This window comes from Pseudobutyrivibrio xylanivorans, assembly GCF_010906925.1.
Classification (GTDB): domain Bacteria; phylum Bacillota; class Clostridia; order Lachnospirales; family Lachnospiraceae; genus Pseudobutyrivibrio.
In genome coordinates this window covers 253,903-273,155 of sequence record NZ_VTVE01000001.1, presented here as the reverse complement: position 1 = coordinate 273,155, position 19,253 = coordinate 253,903, and the positions used below count along the sequence as shown (strand labels likewise).

Below are 19,253 nucleotides of genomic sequence, written 5' to 3'. Positions count from 1 at the left end.
GTTATCAATGGAGTGTTATCACACTTGCCTTCATTTGTTTTTTTCGCTTGCAATTTCTCCCACCATATATTTGGCATAATCCTTTGCAAGATTCGTATCATAAGATATATTTCTGTCCTCTTCATATTCTATCAGTGCATCTTGTATCAGACTATGATATCTTTCATGAACATTCTTCAATGCCCATTCGCCGCCCTCTTTCTTAGAAAGGACAATCCCGTCCTTAATATATGCAAGCACTCTTGCCAGATTCAATATAATATATATTGGATTATCTGTGATTTCCTCTTCCGCTTCAGCGATATCATTCCAGATAGAGTCAATGTAATACTGCACCGGTACGTCAGCAAAAATATCTTTGATAGAAGCGCCACATAGACACTTGCCCCTATGGTTTATGATTGTAAAATGCGCAGCAAGGTCTTTATCCTCGCCCTTCATTTTCGAAACATAATCATCAGGATTCTTTCCATACCAATCCAGATGCGCAACTGAAAAATGTAGTTCAAAGGGAGTAGGGTAAACAAACGACTCGCAAACACTTTGCTTTACAATACTCATTTCAATTCCTTTAGCCGGTCCCTTACTGTTTAATTCCACCACCATATCCATAAAGGATTTTTTTACTTTATCCTCTATAGAATTCTTCACTACTACAATCAGATCTATATCACTCTTAGCAGGATTATAACATCCCATAACAGCAGAGCCATGTAGATATACTCCTACCAAATTATCTTGCAAGATTTCTTTTGACTTTTCTACAAAACTATTTGTAACTGTATCCATTTCTCCCCTCATCCCAACATTCTGTGCTATCAAATTCACCTATTTTTATCAACATGTATAATCCACATCTCCACTATTTGACAGTAGTAATACTTCTTTACTGCTCTTTTGATTTTAAGTACTTTTTTAAAGTTGAAACATGCATAGGATAAAAAGACTCTTCATCTCTCAACATATCCCTCAAATCATTTAGTGATTGTTACCTTTACATCTCTCTTGTATAAGGACAAACACTTCTCCATCAACAATTTTTTCTATTATTCCTCCCGCAGCAGGTTTAGAAAATAGCTCTGTCAAATTGTACATCTCCGCTTAAATTACTTTTATTCTTAAATCTATTATTTCTTTATCTACAATAAGCGCTCTTGAGGAGTTAACGACTGAATTTTAAAATCTACTACATATCTTTTTCCATTAACTTTTTGAGCCTTAACATCATCCCTCAAGCCACTTATAATTCCTTCCTTATTGGATGTCTAATTACAGTCTTCCACTTTTCTGGAGCAACCTTCCTCGCATCAGACATATAAATCTCATGATGAAGTCTTGTATCAGTAAGATCATTAATATATCCATTTTCGGCTAAATAGGCATCCATGAGAGCAACCGTTGCAAGCTCATCATCAAATGGACCTAAATGCATAATCTGAACACACAAGCCCTCATTAATTGTCAAAAACTCTGCAGATGAACAATCCAATTTTTTCTTCTTAGTTGCAGTCTCAACAGCCCAAGTGAAGTCTTTTTCTGTAACAAAATCAGGTAATCTAATAACCGATATCCAATTGAAAGACGATTTATCTGTATAATCAACTCCATCTACATTATCCTGCCACCAGAAGCCTTCAAGCGGCGGAACAACATATTCAAAGAAGCCTTCGATTTTATAATCAGTTTTATAGCTCATTTTTAACGTATATGCGATAGCATACAGTACACTAATTGCCTTTTGATAGTCTCCATCCTCTTCATTAGGATTGCCTTTGCCTCTAACCGCTATGTAATTTGCCTTAGGTACATTAACAATCTCCGGTTTATTTTTAGGCATATAAAACTCTTTATATTCTTTTTTGAAATCAAATGCCATAATTATCCCCCTAACTTATTCTAGTTTCATTCACTTTACACTTGAGAAACATTCTAACAAATAGCATGAGTCTAAACAACAAAAACAGTAAATCTGTCGCGTATAAAGCACCTTGCACTCTATTACTTCTCCTCTGACTATGAAATAACGGAAGCGTGACACGCTCCCGTTAAACACAATCAAAAAAGCTTATTCATTTTCTGTATCAAGTAATCTCTTTAATTCTTCTATATCAGGAAGGGCTTTTCTAAGTTCCTCTGACATATCTCTAGATGTTTTATATGTTGCAACACCCATTGGCTTTGAATAATCTTGGATTACATAATCAACAAATGACTTATTCATATCCTTACACAAAATCAGTCCAATAGCAGGATTCTCATGTGGCTTTTTTTCATATCCATCTAGTACACTTAAATAACCTTGTAACTGTCCTAGATAAGAAGGTTTAAACTTTCCTCGCTTGAGTTCGACCGCAACCAGACAATTTAATTCCCTGTTAAAGAAGAGTAAATCGATGTATTGATCTTCTCCAAATGCATCTAAGTGATATTGGTTACTTATAAACGCAAAGTCTTTTCCAAATGTTAAAATAAAATTCTTAACATTATTTACTATTGCATTTTCTACAACTTTTTCGTCTATATCAGCTGAATCACGAATATCAATTTCTTCCACATTTATATAATCTAGAAGGTACTCATCTTTGAATGTACTAATAGCCTTAAGTGCTTGTACACCTGTCAGCATTGTATCACCAAAATTATTTGGTAATTTACCCTGGTGCTTAAAGTCTTCAGCTACAATACTAGCTGTTAATTGTTCTCTACTTAGTTTTTCATTCGCGCATTTCATTATATAGAATATGCGCTCATCATACTCTTTGCATTTACTTAATATAGTCCTATGATGCGAAAAGCCTATCGCACAAAATTGTTCAACTGGAAATTCTTCTATATTTGGCACCTGCTGGTTCCATATTTCAATTTCCAATTTGGCACCAGCGGGTGCCAAATTAGAATTGTTATCTTCAATAGTATTTGTACTAGACGAATCTAGCATTCGCCATTCTTCATAAAAGGTTCTCATATATCTTAAATTTCTTGCTGAAAATCCTCTTAACCCAGGCAATTCTCTTTCTAGCTGTTCACTAATAGTATCAATAGCTCCCTGACCCCAAAATCCATTTCTTGAATTAAGTGATATATATTTTCCAATGCCAAAGTAAAGCATTAACTGTTTTTCATTTACAGATTTAGCAGCTTCATATTGGCTTTGAAGAATTGCCGTTTTAATAAGCTGTACTGCATCTCTATATTTCTGATCCATATCAGACCTCCACCATATAAATATTTCGCTATCCTGTCCTCTGTTCCATAGTCAATCATGCTTCTTCTGCGGCTTCTTCGCCTTCAATTGACCCCATTCGATTTTCCTCAAGCAACAAAATATACGCCATCATTCTAAGCAAATATTCCGGAGGAGCGCTTATTCCTTGTTCCCATTGTTGAAGAGTCCTCACCGGAATCCCAAATTTTGCAGAGAACTTACTTTGCGATAATCCCGTTTTCTTTCGTAATTCCTTTATTCTGGCTGAAACATCCATATCATCACCTCCGCAACACCTCTATACTTTATTAAAGTATAGAGAAAAACATATACGTTGTCAACGTATATGTTTTTTGTACCAAACCATGCTCTGTTATTGACTCACTATGCTCATCAATAACCATCCTATAGTCAGCAAATTAAAAAAGTGCCCTTGAATGCAAGCATTCAAAGGCACTTTTTTATTCATTAACTACTGGGCTTATTACTCCATCTCTACTGTTCCTGGTGGCTTAGATGTGAGGTCGTACATTACGCGGTTAACGCCCTTGACCTCGTTGATGATGCGGCTCATAACGCGCTGAAGCACATCAAATGGAATCTCTGTAGCCTCGGCTGTCATAAAGTCGATTGTCTCTACAGCACGGAGAACTACTGCGTAGTCGTATGTACGCTCGTCGCCCATAACGCCAACTGAGCGCATATTAGAAAGTGCTGCGAAATACTGATCAGGAAGCTTCTTAAGTCCTGCCTCAGCAAGCTCTGTTCTATAGATGTAGTCAGCATCCTGTACGATGCGGACCTTTTCTTCTGTAACCTCTCCGATGATACGAATACCAAGACCTGGGCCTGGGAATGGCTGACGGAATACAAGGTACTCTGGAAGACCAAGCTCAAGACCTACCTGACGTACCTCATCCTTGAAAAGGTTGCGAAGTGGCTCGATGATTTCCTTAAAATCAACATAATCTGGAAGACCGCCAACGTTGTGGTGAGACTTGATAACTACTGACTCGCCTCCAAGTCCAGACTCAACAACGTCTGGGTAGATAGTTCCCTGTGCTAAGAAGTCAACAGTGCCAATTTTCTTGGCCTCTTCCTCAAATACACGGATGAACTCCTCTCCGATAATCTTACGCTTGCGCTCTGGCTCCTCAACACCAGCAAGCTTAGCATAATAGCGGGAAGCTGCATTTACACGTACAAAATTAATATCGAAGGAACCCTCTGGTCCAAATACGCCCTCAACCTCGTCGCCCTCGTTCTTACGGAGAAGACCGTGGTCAACGAATACACATGTGAGCTGCTTGCCGATGGCCTTAGCAAGAAGGGCTGCAAGTACAGATGAATCAACACCACCTGAAAGTGCAAGTAATACTTTGCCTGAGCCTACGCGCTCTCTAATCTCGCCGATAGTCTGCTCAACAAAGGAATCCATTCTCCAGCTTCCAGCTGTGTTGCAGATATTGCGAACAAAGTTAAATAAGATTTCCTTACCCTGTACTGTGTGAAGTACCTCAGGGTGGAACTGAATAGCATAAAGCTTTTTAGCCTCTAAAGCTGCTGCTGCAACTGGGCAATCAGCAGTGTGGGCAATTATGTCAAAACCAGGTGCCACCTTGCTAATATAATCAAAATGGCTCATCCAAACGATTGTAGACTTTTCAACACCTGCAAAAAGTGTATCTGTACAACCATCTATAAATGTCTCAGTCTTACCGTACTCACGAACTGGTGCCTTCTCTACCTTGCCACCGAGAACATGCATCATAAGCTGTGCTCCATAGCAAAGTCCAAGTACAGGAATACCAAGCTCAAAAAGCTCCTTGGTGTATGTAGGGGCTCCATCCTCATAACATGAATTAGGACCACCTGTAAGGATAATTCCCTTTGGATTCATTTCTTTAATCTGCTCGATTGGGGTACGATAAGAATAAATTTCGCAATAGACGTTACATTCTCTGACACGACGGGCAACTAGCTGATTATATTGACCGCCAAAGTCGATAACAATGACTTTTTCCTGGTTCATCTGACACTCCTTCTTATTAATATGAAATTAAATTTCCTATAGTATAGGAGAATTCGCCATAATCTTCAACCATCAAAGTAAATAAAAATTAATTACTTCCGATATAAGAACTAGGAGGATTTTAGTATGAGTATGAACGTTTCCAACTCACTTAGCTTAAGAATATATTACAACAACTATTCAAAAGTAGTTACAGGTGCAACCCGCAAAAGTGCAACTTGCGGTACTTTGTCATTTGCGGACTCTTCAGCTCTTAAGAATGCTATTCGCAACCTACAGGACTACAACTTTGAAGAGGCCTCTGACCAGCAGACTCAAGAAAAAATAAGAGCCTTTGCCGATACGTTAAATAACACTCTTCAGTCGGCTGGAAAATATGCACCAAATAGCTCTTCAGTAAAACATGCTCTTACTAATATTAAAAACCTCAATAGCCAGTACGCTGATGAACTGAAAAAAATCGGAATTACTGTTGATAAGGATGGCAGCCTTTCAGTATACGAATCAGCTGGTAAAAACTATAAGAAAACAAAGTTTGATAACTTTTTCGATAAAGACTCAGAATACCTAAATGCCTTATATAAAGAGGCTAAAAAGATTAACCGCCGGGTAGATGTCAGAATTTGACTTGCACTTTTGCCTCTTTTAGACTACATTATGATATGGATGATTATGTAATTAAGAATTGTCCATATTTTTACAGTTATCTTGGAGGCAATTAAATGGCTTTTAGTAACTCCTCAAAAAGAGGACTTAAAATAATAATCGTAGGATGCGGTAAAGTTGGTCGTACCCTTGTTGACCGTCTTTCAAAAGAAGGTCATGACATTGTGGTCATCGATGAGAATCAGGACCGTATCGATAATCTTACAAATCTCTACGACATAATGGGAATTCAAGGCAATGGCGCCAGCTACAGCACCCAAGTTGAGGCTGGTATCAACGACGCCGATCTCATTATAGCCGTTACCAACTCTGACGAGCTCAACCTCCTTTGCTGTACTATTGCAAAGCAAATGGGTGATTGTGCTTCTATCGCTAGAGTTAGAAACCCAGACTACTCAAAAGAAATTTCATACTTACAGGAAAAGCTTGGTCTTGTTATGATTATCAACCCTGAGTTAGAGGCAGCCAGAGAGATTTCTTCTATTCTCTCTCTTCCATCCACACTTGAGGTTTCTTCATTTGCCCATGGCCAGGCAGAAATGGTTGAGTTTAAAATCGAGGAAGGCAATGTTCTTGACGGACTCGCCATAAAGGATTTACATAGAACAATCTCAAGCAAGGTGCTTATCACAGCTGTTAAGCGCGGCTCTGAAGTTATCATCCCAACTGGTGATTTTGTACTCCAGACAAATGATATCGTATGTGCGGTAGGTGCTAGACGATTTGCCCGTACATTCCTTAGCGAAATCGGATTCAAGACACGTCAGGTTAAAAACTGTCTTATCGTTGGCGGTGGTAAGGCTTCTTATTACCTTGCCAAGCTTCTACTTCAGGCTCGTATTGATGTTAGCATCATCGAAAGAAGCAAGGAGCGCTGCGAGGAGCTTTCAATCGCACTTCCAAAAGCTACTATTATAAATGGCGACGGCGGCGACGAGTCCCTTCTTAGAGAAGAAGGCATCGAATATATCGAGAGTTTCGTTCCTCTTACAGGAATCGACGAGGAAAATATTATCCTTACTCTCTATGCAAACCAGGTCAGCAATGCCAAGGTTGTTACCAAGGTTAACCGTATCAACTTTGACAATGTACTTTCACAGTTAAATCTTGGCTCTGTTGTATATCCACGTCACATAACAGCCGAGTCAATTATCGCATATGTACGTGCTAAGAGTGCTTCTGGCGACGGCAATGATATCCTCACTCTTTACCATCTCTTTGATCAAAAGGTAGAGGCTATCGAGTTCAATATCAACGAGAAATCTGCTGCTGTTGGCGTGCCATTCTCTGTTCTTAAATTTAAGGACAATGTACTTATCGCTTTCATCAACCGCAACGGAACTATCATTATTCCAAGCGGTTCTGACACAATAGAAGTTGGCGACACCGTCATGGTTGTTACCACTCATACCGGATTCGGTAATATTAAGGATACTTTGAGGTAATCGGACATGAATAATTCCGTGATTCGCTTCATATTAGGATATGTAGTAGGCTTCATGGGCCTATTTCTAATGCTTCCTATTATTGTTGCATTTATCTATCATGAAGATGTTTGGCTTGAATATGCAATCGTAGCTTTCCCTTGCCTAGTGCTAGGTGTTATCAATAGCTACTTCAGACCTAAGAAATTCTTCTTTTTCCTAAAAGAAGGTTTCTTCTGCACAGGTGCTTCTTGGGTAGTTTTATCAGTTATTGGCGCCATTCCTCTCTGGCTTACCGGAGAGATTCCAAGCTACGTAGACGCTTTATTCGAGGCAGTTTCAGGCTTTACTACAACTGGTGCTTCTATTTTGCCAAATGTTGAGGCTCTTTCTCATGCCTCTCTTTTCTGGCGAAGCTTTACTCACTTGGTTGGTGGTATGGGAGTTCTAGTATTTCTCCTTACAGTTATTCCACTTGCCGGTGGTGACGGCTCCCAGTTCAACCTTATGAAGGCTGAATCACCTGGACCATCTGTTGGCAAGCTAGTTCCAAAGCTTAAAAATACAGCACAGATGCTTTACCTGATTTACCTTGGACTATGCGCACTTGAGATAATACTTCTTCTCATTGCAGGCATGACTCCATTTGAGGCAATCAACACAAGTATCGCCACTGCAGGTACTGGTGGTTTCGGTATCTACTCAAGCAGTATCGGTGGCTTCAATGTTGCCTGCCAATGGATTGTTGCCGCATTTATGTTCATTTTCGGTATCAATTTTAACTTTTACTATTACATACTCTTCCGCCACGCTCGCGCAGCATTTCGAATGGAAGAGGTTAGAATGTATTCATTCCTTACAGTTGCTTCTATCGGTATCATCACAGTAAATACTCTTAGCTGCAGCTCAGGACTTTTTGATGCATTGACTAAGGCAGCCTTCCAGGTTACTTCTATTCAATCATCAACTGGTTTCTCCACAGCAGACTTTGCTGTTTGGCCACAGACTAGCCGATGCGTTTTAGTACTGCTCATGTTCATCGGTGCCTGCGCCGGTTCAACAGGTGGTGGTATCAAAGTTTCCCGTTTCGTACTTATGGGAAAGGCCGTACACAAGGAGCTCATTAGCTACATACATCCACGTTGTGTCCGCAAGACAATCATGGATGGCAAGCCAGTTAACCACGAGACAATCCGCTCTAACAACGTATTCTTCGGCACATTTATGCTGGTATTCTTTGTGAGCGTAATTTTGTTATCATTTGAAAACCTTGATTTTTCAACTGTATTTACATCCGTAATTGCCACAATGAGCAATATTGGACCTGGTATGAGTCTAGTAGGACCTACTGGAAACTTTGCATTCTTCTCTAACTTCTCAAAGATTGTACTTATCTTTGATATGTTGGCTGGACGTCTAGAGCTTTTCCCAATACTTATGCTCTTCCACCCAACAATTTGGAAGGACTTATTCACAACATACCATGCCAAAGAGCCTAAAAATGCTGGCAAGGTAATGAAAGAATCATGAAAACAATTATTATAAAAATGACTGATGCATACGACTATCAGTCATTCTATGAGACAATTGAAAATTGTACTATGATTGATTGCAGAGATTTAGAGGGTACACGCTGCTATCTGGATGACTCTGCCAAATCAATTCTTGTAGATCGATTAAATGAATACTCTGCAGAGGGTATTCATTTTATTGATTCTGGAAACTATCACTATCTCAGTCTTCTATGGCTTCAGAAAATCACCACACCATTTAACCTAGTTTTATTTGATCATCACCCTGACAATCAGACTCCTAGCTTTGGAGAAATTACTTCTTGCGGCGGATGGGTTCTTGAAGCAACTGAAACCCTTCCAAATCTAAAAAACGTATTTACGTATGGCGTTGGGGACGAGACTCCTATAGAAAATATCCCGACTGATTTGCCAATTTATATTTCAATCGACAAGGATGCCCTGTCAACAGAATTTGCTATCACAGATTGGGACCAGGGAAACATGACATTAGATGAGCTTCTAAAGGACCTTGAATTCCTTTACTCAAGCCATCAAATTATAGGCGTAGACATCTGTGGGGATTCAGGAGAAAATGCCGAAAACGGTGGAAAAGTCAATAATCAGACAAATCACTCTCTTTTTGACTTTTTGTCAAAAAAATTTTAAACTATAGGTAAGAAAAATGTATTGGAGGGAACCACTATGTATCCTGTAATTACCATTAGTAGAGAATTTGGCAGCGGTGGTCATAGCATTGGAGAAGCTGTGGCAAAACAGTTGAACATCCCATTTTACGACGGAGAAATTGTTAACCGCGTGGCCATCGAAAGCGGTTATGCAAAAGAGTTAATAGAGACACAAGGTGAGTATACAAGCTCAACAGCCATGTGGTTTGATATTTCAGCTGCTGGCACAATGTATTTCCAGAGTCCTCAGGACGAAATTTTCATTGCACAGAAAAAAGTCATTTTAGAATGTGCAAAAAAGGGACCTTGCGTAATCGTAGGTCGCTGCGCTGACTACATTCTCAGAAAGGAAGGCATCCGCTGCATGAATGTTATGATTCACGCAGATATGGAGCATCGTAAAAAGAGAGTTCTCGAAAGATACGAGAATATTGAAAATGTCAGCATAGAAAAGAGACTTGCTAAAAAGGATAAGCAACGCAAGACTTACTACAAGTATTACACCGATAAAAACTGGGGCGATTTCCGTGAATACGATGTCATTCTTGACAGTGGATCACTTGGAGAGGCCATGTGTGTTAAGACTATCTGCCAGCTAGCAGAGAATTTCCCTGAATAAAAATTAAGTAATATCGTTTTGGAATAGTTACGTTAATCATTAATAGCATGGGGGGCTTTTTATGTTAAAAGAGTACACTAAGATTCCAGCACCACTTAATTCTGAAGTAGCACTTAAAATTATTCCTGGTCATTTTGCCACCAATCACTCTCACATTACTAACTACATGGAGATTGGCACAATGAAAACACGATGCAACGAGGCACAGGGCGTGGCACAGCTTCTTGCAATGCACTACTCAGTTCAAACACCTGTTGATACCATTGTTTGCGCTGATGACATGGAAGTTGTTGGTACATTTTTAGCTCAAGAGCTTACAAAGGCCGGCGTTGCCAATTACAACCAGCACAAGACAATTTATGTTACATCTCCAGAACTCACATCTAGCGGCCAGAGCATTTTCCGTGACAATATGCAGCTTACAGTTAGAGATAAAAATGTATTGTTGCTATTTGGCTCACTTTCTACAGGACGTACTGTTGAGAGCTTAGCTGAATGTGTTAAATATTATGGAGCAAAAATTAGTGGCGCATGCGCTATCTTCTCAGCTGTTAGAGAAGTAGGTGGCATTCCTATTACGGCAGTCTTCCACGATGAGGATATTCCAAACTATCAGTCTTATCCTCTTCATGATTGCCCACTTTGCAAGCAGGGAGTTCCTATTGATGCTATAGTAAATTCATTTGGATATTCTGAATTACGATAAATGACAATAAAAAACTCGAGCTACCATTTGGTAACTCGAGTTTTATTTTTTTAACCTACAAATCCATTTGCTATGCTAAGAACAAATTCAAATGCGCAAATGAGTAAGAATAAAATCATACCTACGTTCAAACAAACTGTAGCAACTTTGCCCTCTTCAGGAAGCTCGAGTCTCTCTTGACTGTAGCTTCTCTTTTTAAATCCAATAATAAGACATATAAGACCAGCGATCGCCAAACCATACAGTATAAATACATATATTATAATACCAGCAACACCAGCCATCGCATCAGGCGATGCTAACAATGCCTCGATATCGCTCGTATCTACACCATTAAGCTTATTAAGGAAATAAACAGAAACTACACTACCTCCAAAATTAACTAACATATGCATGATAATTGTGTAGATGACTTTACCTGTCTTATAGTAAACATAGCCCCATACAAGTCCCATTAAAAATGTGTAGAACACCTGAGAAAAATTACCATGGAATAATGCAAACATCGCTGCACTAGTTACTACTGCAACCTTACCACCATAAACATGTATGCGGTCAATCAAAAACTTACGGAATATGAATTCCTCCACAATTGGTGCAAGTATTGCCAGTACAATCGGTGCCAACGCACTATTTGTTGAAGTCAGAGTCTCCATAGTTACATTTGTATTAATACTGAAGTTTTCAAATATTTTTCCTACAAATGATGCTATCAAAGCACCTGCTACCATTCCAAAAGTAGTCAATGTAAAAAATCTAAGCCAATTTGGAAAATTCAATGTCTTAGTCTCAACAAATGGCTCTGCCGGAACACGCTTAATCAATAAGATAAAAATTGGAAAAGCAATACAATACATTGGCACAAAGCTTGAAACCCACATTGCCCATGATGGCGGATTATTAACATCCACCAATGAATATACTACAGTAGAAAAAATCATCTGTAGCACAAATGATACTGCAATGTAGATAAAAAATGCTAACCCCACTGCTGAAAATGTTTGTTTTGCCGTTCTCTCCATAACAACCTCCTCTTTTATGCCAGTTTACGTTACATTGCCCCCCTCACACGTATAAATTCTATTTACAAAATAGCATTAGCTATATCGTGTCTCATATACTTGTTTTCAAACTGAATCCACTCTGTTGCCTCGTAAGCCTTAGCACGAGCCTCTTTCAAATCCTTGCCAAGAGCTGTGATACCAAGAACACGTCCACCATTTGTTACTATCTCACCCTTGTCATTTTTAGCTGTTCCAGCGTGGAAGCAGTAGTAATCCTTGTTGTTGAACTTCTCAAAGCCTGTAATAGGGAATCCCTTTTCATAAGAAACTGGATAGCCATCAGATGCTAAAACAACACATACGCATGCCTCATCTGAGAACTTCAAATCAATCTTATCAAGTGTGCCATCGATACAAGCATTAAATACATCGATGATATCATTCTCAAGACGTGGTAAAACAACCTGTGCCTCTGGATCACCAAATCTTGCATTATACTCAAGAACCTTTGGACCATCCTCTGTAAGCATAAGACCGAAGAAGATAACACCCTTAAAGTCTCTTCCCTCTGCCTTCATAGCATCAACAGTTGCCTGGAAAATGTTCTTCTGGCAGTACTCCTCGATTTCCTTTGTAAAGAATGGAGATGGGGAGAAATTGCCCATTCCGCCTGTGTTGAGTCCTGTATCACCATCCCCTGCACGCTTGTGATCCTGAGCAGATGACATGATTTTTACAGTGTTACCATCTACAAATGAAAGAACAGATACCTCACGGCCTGTCATAAACTCCTCGATAACCATAGTGTTGCCTGCATCACCAAACTTCTTGTCAGTCATAATCTCTGCAACACCTGCTACAGCCTGATCATGATTCTCACAAATAAGAACACCCTTACCAAGAGCAAGACCGTCAGCCTTGAGAACGATTGGATACTTTGCTGTCTCAAGATACTTAAGAGCAGCCTCTGGATCTGTAAAGTTCTCATAACCTGCTGTAGGAATATTATATTTCTTCATCAAATCCTTTGAGAATGCCTTAGAACCCTCGATGATTGCAGCATTCTTTCTAGGACCGAAGCAACGAAGACCTGCCTCCTCAAACTTATCAACTACACCGCCAACAAGTGGATCATCCATACCGATTACAGTAAGGTCAATCTCCTTTTCCTTGGCAAAAGCTACAAGCTTATCAAACTCCATAGCCTTGATATCTACGCACTCTGCAAGCTCTGCAATACCAGCATTGCCTGGTGCGCAATAAATCTTATCAACCTGTGGGCTGCGAGAAACTGCAAGAGCAATTGCATGCTCGCGGCCGCCGCTACCTACTATCAAAACCTTCATAAAAATATCCTCCTAGTCCGCTTGACTATCGCAAGTCTTTCATGCTCCCGTAGGGCACCCTCCGCACCTTCGCATGGGAACCCTCCCGCCGGCGTAGGTCCCTCCCATGCTCGGCACGGTATCCCCTACTCGCGCTTGCCTAGATTACGAAGTCAAGCTCACTTAAAAAATTTACACAACAACTCTTACCTATTCCTCTATACGTACCTTGCCCGACTCGACGGTTACGCAACCACGAGCGATTAGGTCGATGGCGCGAGGCATGATTTCCCACTCAGCCTGCTCCATTACACGTCTCTGAAGCACCTCTGGTGTGTCGTCTTCTTTTACCTCAACAGCCTTCTGTAGGATGATTGGGCCTGTGTCTGTGCCTTCATCCACAAAGTGGCATGTTGCACCAGTGACTTTTACACCGCGTGAAAGCACGCCCTCGTGTACCTTCAGCCCATAATATCCTGTACCGCAGAAGCTTGGGATAAGTGATGGGTGAATGTTAATAATTCTATTTCTGTAATTGCGAATCATCTCTGGTGGAATTACCACTAAAAATCCTGCCAATACAACTAAATCAACATTGTATGAATCAAGCTTTTCAAGGAACGCCTTGTTGAAAGATTCACGGTCAGCAAAATCCTTTGGTGAAATGCATACGCCCTCGATACCAGCTTTTGCTGCACGCTCTAAAGCAAATGCATTTTTATTATTTGAAATTACAACTGCAATCTCAGTATTGTGGATCTCACCGGAATTAATTTTATCAATAATCGCCTGAAGATTAGTACCACCTCCAGACACACATACTGCTATTTTCATTCTTACCTCCGCTTCTTACATTAACAATCCTTAGATACTCTTTGTCTGACTATATGTCCTTGCAAAGTGCAATAAGCGATTGTTAACTAGAAGCTTATTTAAAATTAAACTAAATCTACACCCTTCTCGCCGTCGATAATCTTACCTACAACGTAAGGTGTATCACCAGCAGAGCGCATAGCTTCCATTGTCTTATCAACATCAGCAGGATCAACTGCAACGATCATACCAAGACCCATGTTGTATGTGTTGTACATCATCTGCTCAGAAACATTACCCTTCTTAGCCATGAGCTTGAAGATTGCAGGAATGTCATAAGAATTCTTTTCAACTACAGCACGCTTGCCTTCTGGAAGCATACGAGGAATATTCTCGTAGAAACCGCCACCTGTAATATGTGAGCAAGCCTTTACGCGAACGCCTGCATCCTTAACTGCCTTAAGAGCCTTAACGTAGATACGTGTTGGAGCGATAAGAGCCTCTCCAAGAGTTGTACCAAGCTCATCATAATATGTATCAAGACTTTCCTTTGTCATCTCGAAAATCTTACGAACAAGAGAGAAACCATTTGAGTGAACACCTGTTGAAGCCATACCGATTAGCACATCACCATCTTTAAGCTCCTGACCTGTAATGATATCTTTTTTATCTACGATACCAACTGCAAATCCAGCAAGATCGTACTCTTCCTCAGGCATAAGACCTGGATGCTCAGCTGTCTCGCCACCTACAAGGGCACATCCTGACTGCTTACATCCCTCTGCAACACCACTTACGATTGTTGCAATCTTCTCAGGGATATTCTTGCCGCAAGCAATATAGTCAAGGAAGAATAAAGGCTCTCCACCTGCACAAGCTACATCGTTAACGCACATAGCAACAGCATCAATACCGATTGTGTCATGCTTGTCCATTAAGAATGCCAACTTAACCTTTGTTCCGCAGCCATCTGTACCAGATAAGAGTACTGGCTCATCCATGTTCTTAATAGCGCTAAGGTCAAATGCACCTGAAAATCCGCCAAGTCCGCCGAGGACCTCTGGACGCATAGTGCCCTTAACAAATTTCTTCATGAGCTCCACTGACTCATATCCTGCCTCAATATCAACTCCTGAACTCTTGTAATCCATGTTTCTCTCCTTTTAACTGTAACTTTTGTACGCCTGTATATACTCTTTCTCACGCTGGTTACGTCTACAAGCCTTAGCGTCTATTCTCTCGGCTAACATGCCTCGTTCATAGACCTAAGAGCTTGATGCCTACCAGCTATCGCTAATATTACTACAGGCTCATATAAAATATATAAATAAAAGGAAACCCTTAATTAACAAGAGTTTCCTTATTTACCCTATAGAAAGGCCTTATATCCCTCATTCTGTAAGCGCGCGTCCTTAGACTCCACCTGTTCCTTTTGGTCTACGATGAAATCATGAAGCTTTGCCGCTAATGCAGCATCAGCCATAGCAAGCATCTTAACCGCGAGAATACCTGCATTTGCGCCACCATTAATAGCCACAGTTGCAACTGGTACACCTGTAGGCATCTGCACAATTGAGTATAATGAATCAACACCACCAAGGTCGCTAGTCTTCATAGGGATTCCAATAACTGGCCCCTCAAAAATAGCAGCACACATACCAGGTAAATGAGCCGCCTTACCAGCGCCTGCAATAATTACCTGCACGCCTCTATCCTTAGCAGTTTTAGCATAGTCTACGAAAATATCTGGCTCACGATGAGCAGAGATAATTCTAATCTCGTAGTCCACTCCAAACTTTTCAAGAATCTCCACAGCCTTTGCCATAATAGGTATATCGCTGTCGCTTCCCATAACAACTGAAACCTTAGCCATCTCATTATCCTCCGTTTATTCTCTCGCTTGTAGCTAGCCTACAATTACTGGCTCGCAAGTTACGTCTACAAGCCTTAGTGTCTATTCTCTCGGCTAACATGCCTCGTTCATAGACCTAAGAGCTTGATGCCTACTTGCTACTTCTATCTATTTGATAGCTACAAGCTATTTATAACTTTTTGATTATCAATACCTGCGCCCTCATGTAGGCGCCAGCTTAGCCGCGGTAAGCGTCTAGTACTTCATTGAGCACCTCGGTGCCTGGCACTACGAAGCGGCCCTGCTTGATTACAGGTAGCTCCTGACCATCGGCGGTGATTACTGTGATATCACCGAGCTCATAATAAGGTATTGTAATATCTGTATGGCAATTAAAATATGCCTTAGAAAAATCGGTTTTGCGAAGTAGCGAACATGAATTGTCGCGGGCAATACACTCCTTGCCGTCTGGATTGTACATTGCTACATCCTCTGCATGTGAATAGCAAGTATCACCTACTGCAAAATGTGGACCAGTCTTTTCTGCGATGAGAATTGGAAGCTTGTCGGCGATACCATATTTCTGGCCCATGACAAAAGCTCTAGTATTAGTACCGATGGCGAACTCACCAATTGGTAATGTCTCATGCTTGAAAAGCACATTATCAAAAATATATTTTTTATTTTCTTCTTCAGTGTCAAAATTGCTGCATGTATATGAAACAATCTTGCCGTCTTCAAACTTCATCTCAAGATTGCGATAGCCAAGCTCATTAAGATATACCTGTGTAACATGAAGCACTCCATTTGTGCCCTCAAGCTCAGGTGAAGTAAACACCTCACCAACAGGAATATTCACATCAGCTACGCAGTTCTCAAAATTAGTCTGCTTAGCAGGGTCATCCAAATGATGAAGCTTAACAGTGATGTCTGTGTGATTGTCACCGCGACCTGTCACATGAACTCTGTCGCCCTGGTCTAACACATCGATGATGTGCTGCTGAATATTCTTATAAAGCTCATAATCCATAGTGTTGACAGCAACAGTCTCGTTGAAAATCTCGTTGAAATCCTTGCCGATTTCAGGAATAGGATAAGCAATAATAGTAAAGCTGCGCTCCTCGCCCTTAACGTACTGATTAGTAATCTGTCCACTCTGGCTAGCAAAATATACATTTAACTCATCCTGCTTTTCTGTGTACTTTGAATTAGCCTCAAAGTTAGCAGGCTCGAATGGTACCTCGCCAAATGTCTCAATAACAGCTGGGCCACCAAATACAGCAGCCAAATCCTTGTGCTTCTCGTATGTATTCTTGAGAACCTCAAGCATCCTGTCTGCAAGACCCTTGTCCCAAATGTAGGCCTTGTCATTCTTATGGTCATACTCGCACTGCTTGTTAGGAACAGTGGAGAAAAGATTTCTGCCTGTAGTACCACCGTAGCGGACTGTAACAGCAAGACCTGCCTCGTTAAATAGGCGAATAGCCTCGCGAGTCATAAGCTCAAAACCAACTGGGGCATGAACTTCAACAGTCTCCTTCTTGGAAATGTCCTTGCCGGTCACCTCAAATCCCTTGATGTAACCCTCTACATAGGTACGAGCCATAGCAACCACATCCTCATGTGGAAGACTGCGCAAATGAACCGCAATACCACGCTCATTAGGACCAATGTACGTACCGTAGCGATACATATATCTATCATCAGATAAATCCGCATTTACGATAATATCTGTATAAAAATCATATTCTGGATCTATCATAGAGATAGTGCTCTCAGAAATGAATATCTGGCAATAGTCGTGCTGGAATGAGTATACTGCACTCTCCACGCCCTCTCTGCGATACTTGTCCTCAGACTCCATCTGGCACTCGCCATAAACCTGAAGGAAAAGCTCCATGTAAATAGTAAACAAATCAAGTCTACCAGCAAAAGCTACACGAATGATACTAGTGAGCTTGTAGAAGACATGAGAAAGAATACCACCAAGCTCCTGTCCAAGATGCTCCACTGAATATGTAGGGCAAAGGAAGCTATTAGAATAGCGTTCTGCAGAATAAATAGCGAAAATTGAATCTGCATCCTGCTGGCATTCCTCTAAAGATCTATTAGCAAGCTCGCCTGCAATCGCCTTGTTCATAACAGGTACAACAGTCAAAATAAAATCTGCAACCTGGTTGAAAAAGCCCTGAAGATTATCAGGCAAGTCCTTATCTTCTTTTATTGTAGAGATACGCTCACAAGCAAGCTCGTAGCGCTCGATGATATCATCTGTCTCTTTATAAAATGTGTTGCTCATCTACCAAATTCCTTTTAATTAATCATCCCTAAAACAATAGTAGCAGTCCACACAATCATGGCTAATGTGCTGACACCAAGGCAGATGATTCTGTATTTAAACTCTGTCTTGGTCTTCATCTGACCGATGTTGTAAATGAACGCTCCCAGTGCTATACAAAAGCACAATGTAGCAGAGCCTCCCAACCACTTAGGAGTCTCTCCCGACATGTAAACTGAGCCAGCAATAATGGCTCCATATAAAATTAATGAAAAGACAGAAACGCCAGCGGCATACATAGCCTCAATAGGCAAAGCCTTCAGCTGATTGCCGGATCTGTTGCGTCTGTGTTTGTAAATCTTAGTCATTAATTTACTCCGTACTGCTTGTAATACTCGTCAATACGTGCCTTCATAGCATCGTCGATAACGACCTTGCCCTGACACTCTCTGTTCCAAAGATGCTCAACAACCTCGTCCATTGAAACGATAGCTCCAGTAGCAAATCCATAAGTCTCTGCCACCTCATCAAGAGCTGTCTTGGATTTGTCACCTGAAAGTCCAACTTCCTGACGGTTAAGTGAAACCATAAGTCCCACAATAGTAACATCTCCCTGAGCTCTAACGATAGGAACTGTCTCCTCCATGCTCTTACCAGAAGTAGTAACATCCTCAATCATAACCACTCTGTCACCATCCTGAATCTTGTATCCAAGAAGTGAGCCCATATCTGCGCCGTGGTCCTTTTCCTCTTTACGATTGCTGCAGTACTTAATCTCCTTGCCGTAGAGCTTGTAGAAAGCCTCAGCAGTAATAACAGCAAGAGGAATACCCTTGTAAGCAGGTCCAAATAAAACATCGAAATCGTCGCCATATTTGTCATGAATAGCCTTAGCGTAATACTCGCCAAGACGCATGAGCTGGCTACCTGTAACGTATGCTCCTGCATTCATAAAAAAAGGAGACTTCCGCCCGCTCTTCAATGTAAAATCACCGAATTTGAGGACATCAGACTCCACCATAAACTCTATAAATTCTGACTTGTAGTTCTCCATAAAAAATTCTCCTATAGAACAACCAAATTGATTACCAAAACCTCTCCGATTGTACCATAGAACCATTTTCTTTTC

Annotated in this window: 19 protein-coding genes; 6 read left to right on the top strand and 13 right to left on the bottom strand. The window is 40.7% G+C overall.

All coding sequences use genetic code 11. From position 1 onward, the window contains the following. Window positions 1–30: 30 nt before the first annotated feature. The 5 genes from F0Q01_RS01350 to guaA form a co-directional block, all read right to left on the bottom strand. Window positions 31–789, bottom strand: a complete 759-nt coding sequence (locus tag F0Q01_RS01350) for an aminoglycoside adenylyltransferase domain-containing protein (protein WP_090485420.1) — start codon at window positions 787–789, stop codon at window positions 31–33. Between the two features lie 451 nt (window positions 790–1,240). Beyond that, complete coding sequence (locus F0Q01_RS01345) at window positions 1,241–1,876, bottom strand: GyrI-like domain-containing protein (RefSeq protein WP_090485417.1); 636 nt, start codon at window positions 1,874–1,876, stop codon at window positions 1,241–1,243. 189 nt (window positions 1,877–2,065) lie between these two features. Beyond that, on the bottom strand, window positions 2,066–3,205 hold the full coding sequence (locus tag F0Q01_RS01340) for a PDDEXK nuclease domain-containing protein (protein ID WP_090485414.1): 1,140 nt from the start codon (window positions 3,203–3,205) through the stop codon (window positions 2,066–2,068). A gap of 55 nt (window positions 3,206–3,260) precedes the next feature. After that, the gene (locus tag F0Q01_RS01335; protein WP_090485411.1) at window positions 3,261–3,482 is read right to left on the bottom strand and encodes a helix-turn-helix domain-containing protein; all 222 of its coding nucleotides are present in this window, start codon (window positions 3,480–3,482) and stop codon (window positions 3,261–3,263) included. Window positions 3,483–3,689: 207 nt separating this feature from the next. Further along, window positions 3,690–5,237, bottom strand: coding sequence for a glutamine-hydrolyzing GMP synthase (gene guaA / locus F0Q01_RS01330; protein ID WP_090485408.1), 1,548 nt, complete (start codon window positions 5,235–5,237; stop codon window positions 3,690–3,692). A gap of 126 nt (window positions 5,238–5,363) precedes the next feature. On the opposite strand from guaA, the gene F0Q01_RS01325 reads away from it, so the two are divergent. The 6 genes from F0Q01_RS01325 to F0Q01_RS01300 all read left to right on the top strand — a co-directional run bounded on the left by F0Q01_RS01325 (window position 5,364) and on the right by F0Q01_RS01300 (window position 10,852). Then, the gene (locus tag F0Q01_RS01325) at window positions 5,364–5,864 is read left to right on the top strand and encodes a hypothetical protein (RefSeq protein ID WP_090485404.1); all 501 of its coding nucleotides are present in this window, start codon (window positions 5,364–5,366) and stop codon (window positions 5,862–5,864) included. A 95-nt stretch (window positions 5,865–5,959) separates the two neighbouring features. Next, the gene (gene trkA / locus F0Q01_RS01320; protein ID WP_090485401.1) at window positions 5,960–7,348 is read left to right on the top strand and encodes a Trk system potassium transporter TrkA; all 1,389 of its coding nucleotides are present in this window, start codon (window positions 5,960–5,962) and stop codon (window positions 7,346–7,348) included. Window positions 7,349–7,354: 6 nt separating this feature from the next. Further along, window positions 7,355–8,857: a TrkH family potassium uptake protein gene (locus tag F0Q01_RS01315; protein WP_090485398.1), complete on the top strand. Its 1,503-nt coding sequence runs from the start codon at window positions 7,355–7,357 to the stop codon at window positions 8,855–8,857. After that, complete coding sequence (locus F0Q01_RS01310) at window positions 8,854–9,507, top strand: hypothetical protein (RefSeq protein WP_090485395.1); 654 nt, start codon at window positions 8,854–8,856, stop codon at window positions 9,505–9,507. Before F0Q01_RS01315 ends, F0Q01_RS01310 begins: the two co-directional genes overlap by 4 nt. A gap of 36 nt (window positions 9,508–9,543) precedes the next feature. Beyond that, window positions 9,544–10,146, top strand: coding sequence for an AAA family ATPase (locus F0Q01_RS01305; RefSeq protein ID WP_090152159.1), 603 nt, complete (start codon window positions 9,544–9,546; stop codon window positions 10,144–10,146). 61 nt (window positions 10,147–10,207) lie between these two features. Continuing rightward, on the top strand, window positions 10,208–10,852 hold the full coding sequence (locus F0Q01_RS01300) for a phosphoribosyltransferase (RefSeq protein WP_090485393.1): 645 nt from the start codon (window positions 10,208–10,210) through the stop codon (window positions 10,850–10,852). 50 nt (window positions 10,853–10,902) lie between these two features. On the opposite strand, the gene F0Q01_RS01295 is transcribed toward F0Q01_RS01300, so the two are convergent. From F0Q01_RS01295 to pyrE, 8 genes are all read right to left on the bottom strand, one after another. Further along, window positions 10,903–11,874 (bottom strand): CPBP family intramembrane glutamic endopeptidase, encoded by a 972-nt coding sequence (locus tag F0Q01_RS01295; protein ID WP_090485390.1) that lies wholly within the window; start codon window positions 11,872–11,874, stop codon window positions 10,903–10,905. Between the two features lie 62 nt (window positions 11,875–11,936). Next, complete coding sequence (gene purD, locus F0Q01_RS01290; RefSeq protein WP_090485387.1) at window positions 11,937–13,202, bottom strand: phosphoribosylamine--glycine ligase; 1,266 nt, start codon at window positions 13,200–13,202, stop codon at window positions 11,937–11,939. A gap of 189 nt (window positions 13,203–13,391) precedes the next feature. Continuing rightward, window positions 13,392–14,015 (bottom strand): phosphoribosylglycinamide formyltransferase, encoded by a 624-nt coding sequence (purN, locus tag F0Q01_RS01285; protein ID WP_090485384.1) that lies wholly within the window; start codon window positions 14,013–14,015, stop codon window positions 13,392–13,394. A gap of 104 nt (window positions 14,016–14,119) precedes the next feature. After that, entirely contained in the window at window positions 14,120–15,145 is a 1,026-nt protein-coding gene (gene purM / locus F0Q01_RS01280) for a phosphoribosylformylglycinamidine cyclo-ligase (protein WP_090485382.1), read from the bottom strand. A gap of 218 nt (window positions 15,146–15,363) precedes the next feature. Beyond that, complete coding sequence (gene purE, locus F0Q01_RS01275; protein WP_090485379.1) at window positions 15,364–15,867, bottom strand: 5-(carboxyamino)imidazole ribonucleotide mutase; 504 nt, start codon at window positions 15,865–15,867, stop codon at window positions 15,364–15,366. Between the two features lie 217 nt (window positions 15,868–16,084). After that, complete coding sequence (locus tag F0Q01_RS01270; RefSeq protein WP_090485377.1) at window positions 16,085–18,145, bottom strand: aminopeptidase; 2,061 nt, start codon at window positions 18,143–18,145, stop codon at window positions 16,085–16,087. 14 nt (window positions 18,146–18,159) lie between these two features. Then, a complete protein-coding gene (locus F0Q01_RS01265; RefSeq protein ID WP_090152183.1) occupies window positions 18,160–18,492 on the bottom strand; it encodes a hypothetical protein in 333 nt (110 codons plus the stop codon). After that, a complete protein-coding gene (pyrE, locus tag F0Q01_RS01260) occupies window positions 18,492–19,178 on the bottom strand; it encodes an orotate phosphoribosyltransferase (protein WP_090152186.1) in 687 nt (228 codons plus the stop codon). Before pyrE ends, F0Q01_RS01265 begins: the two co-directional genes overlap by 1 nt. Window positions 19,179–19,253: the final 75 nt, after the last annotated feature.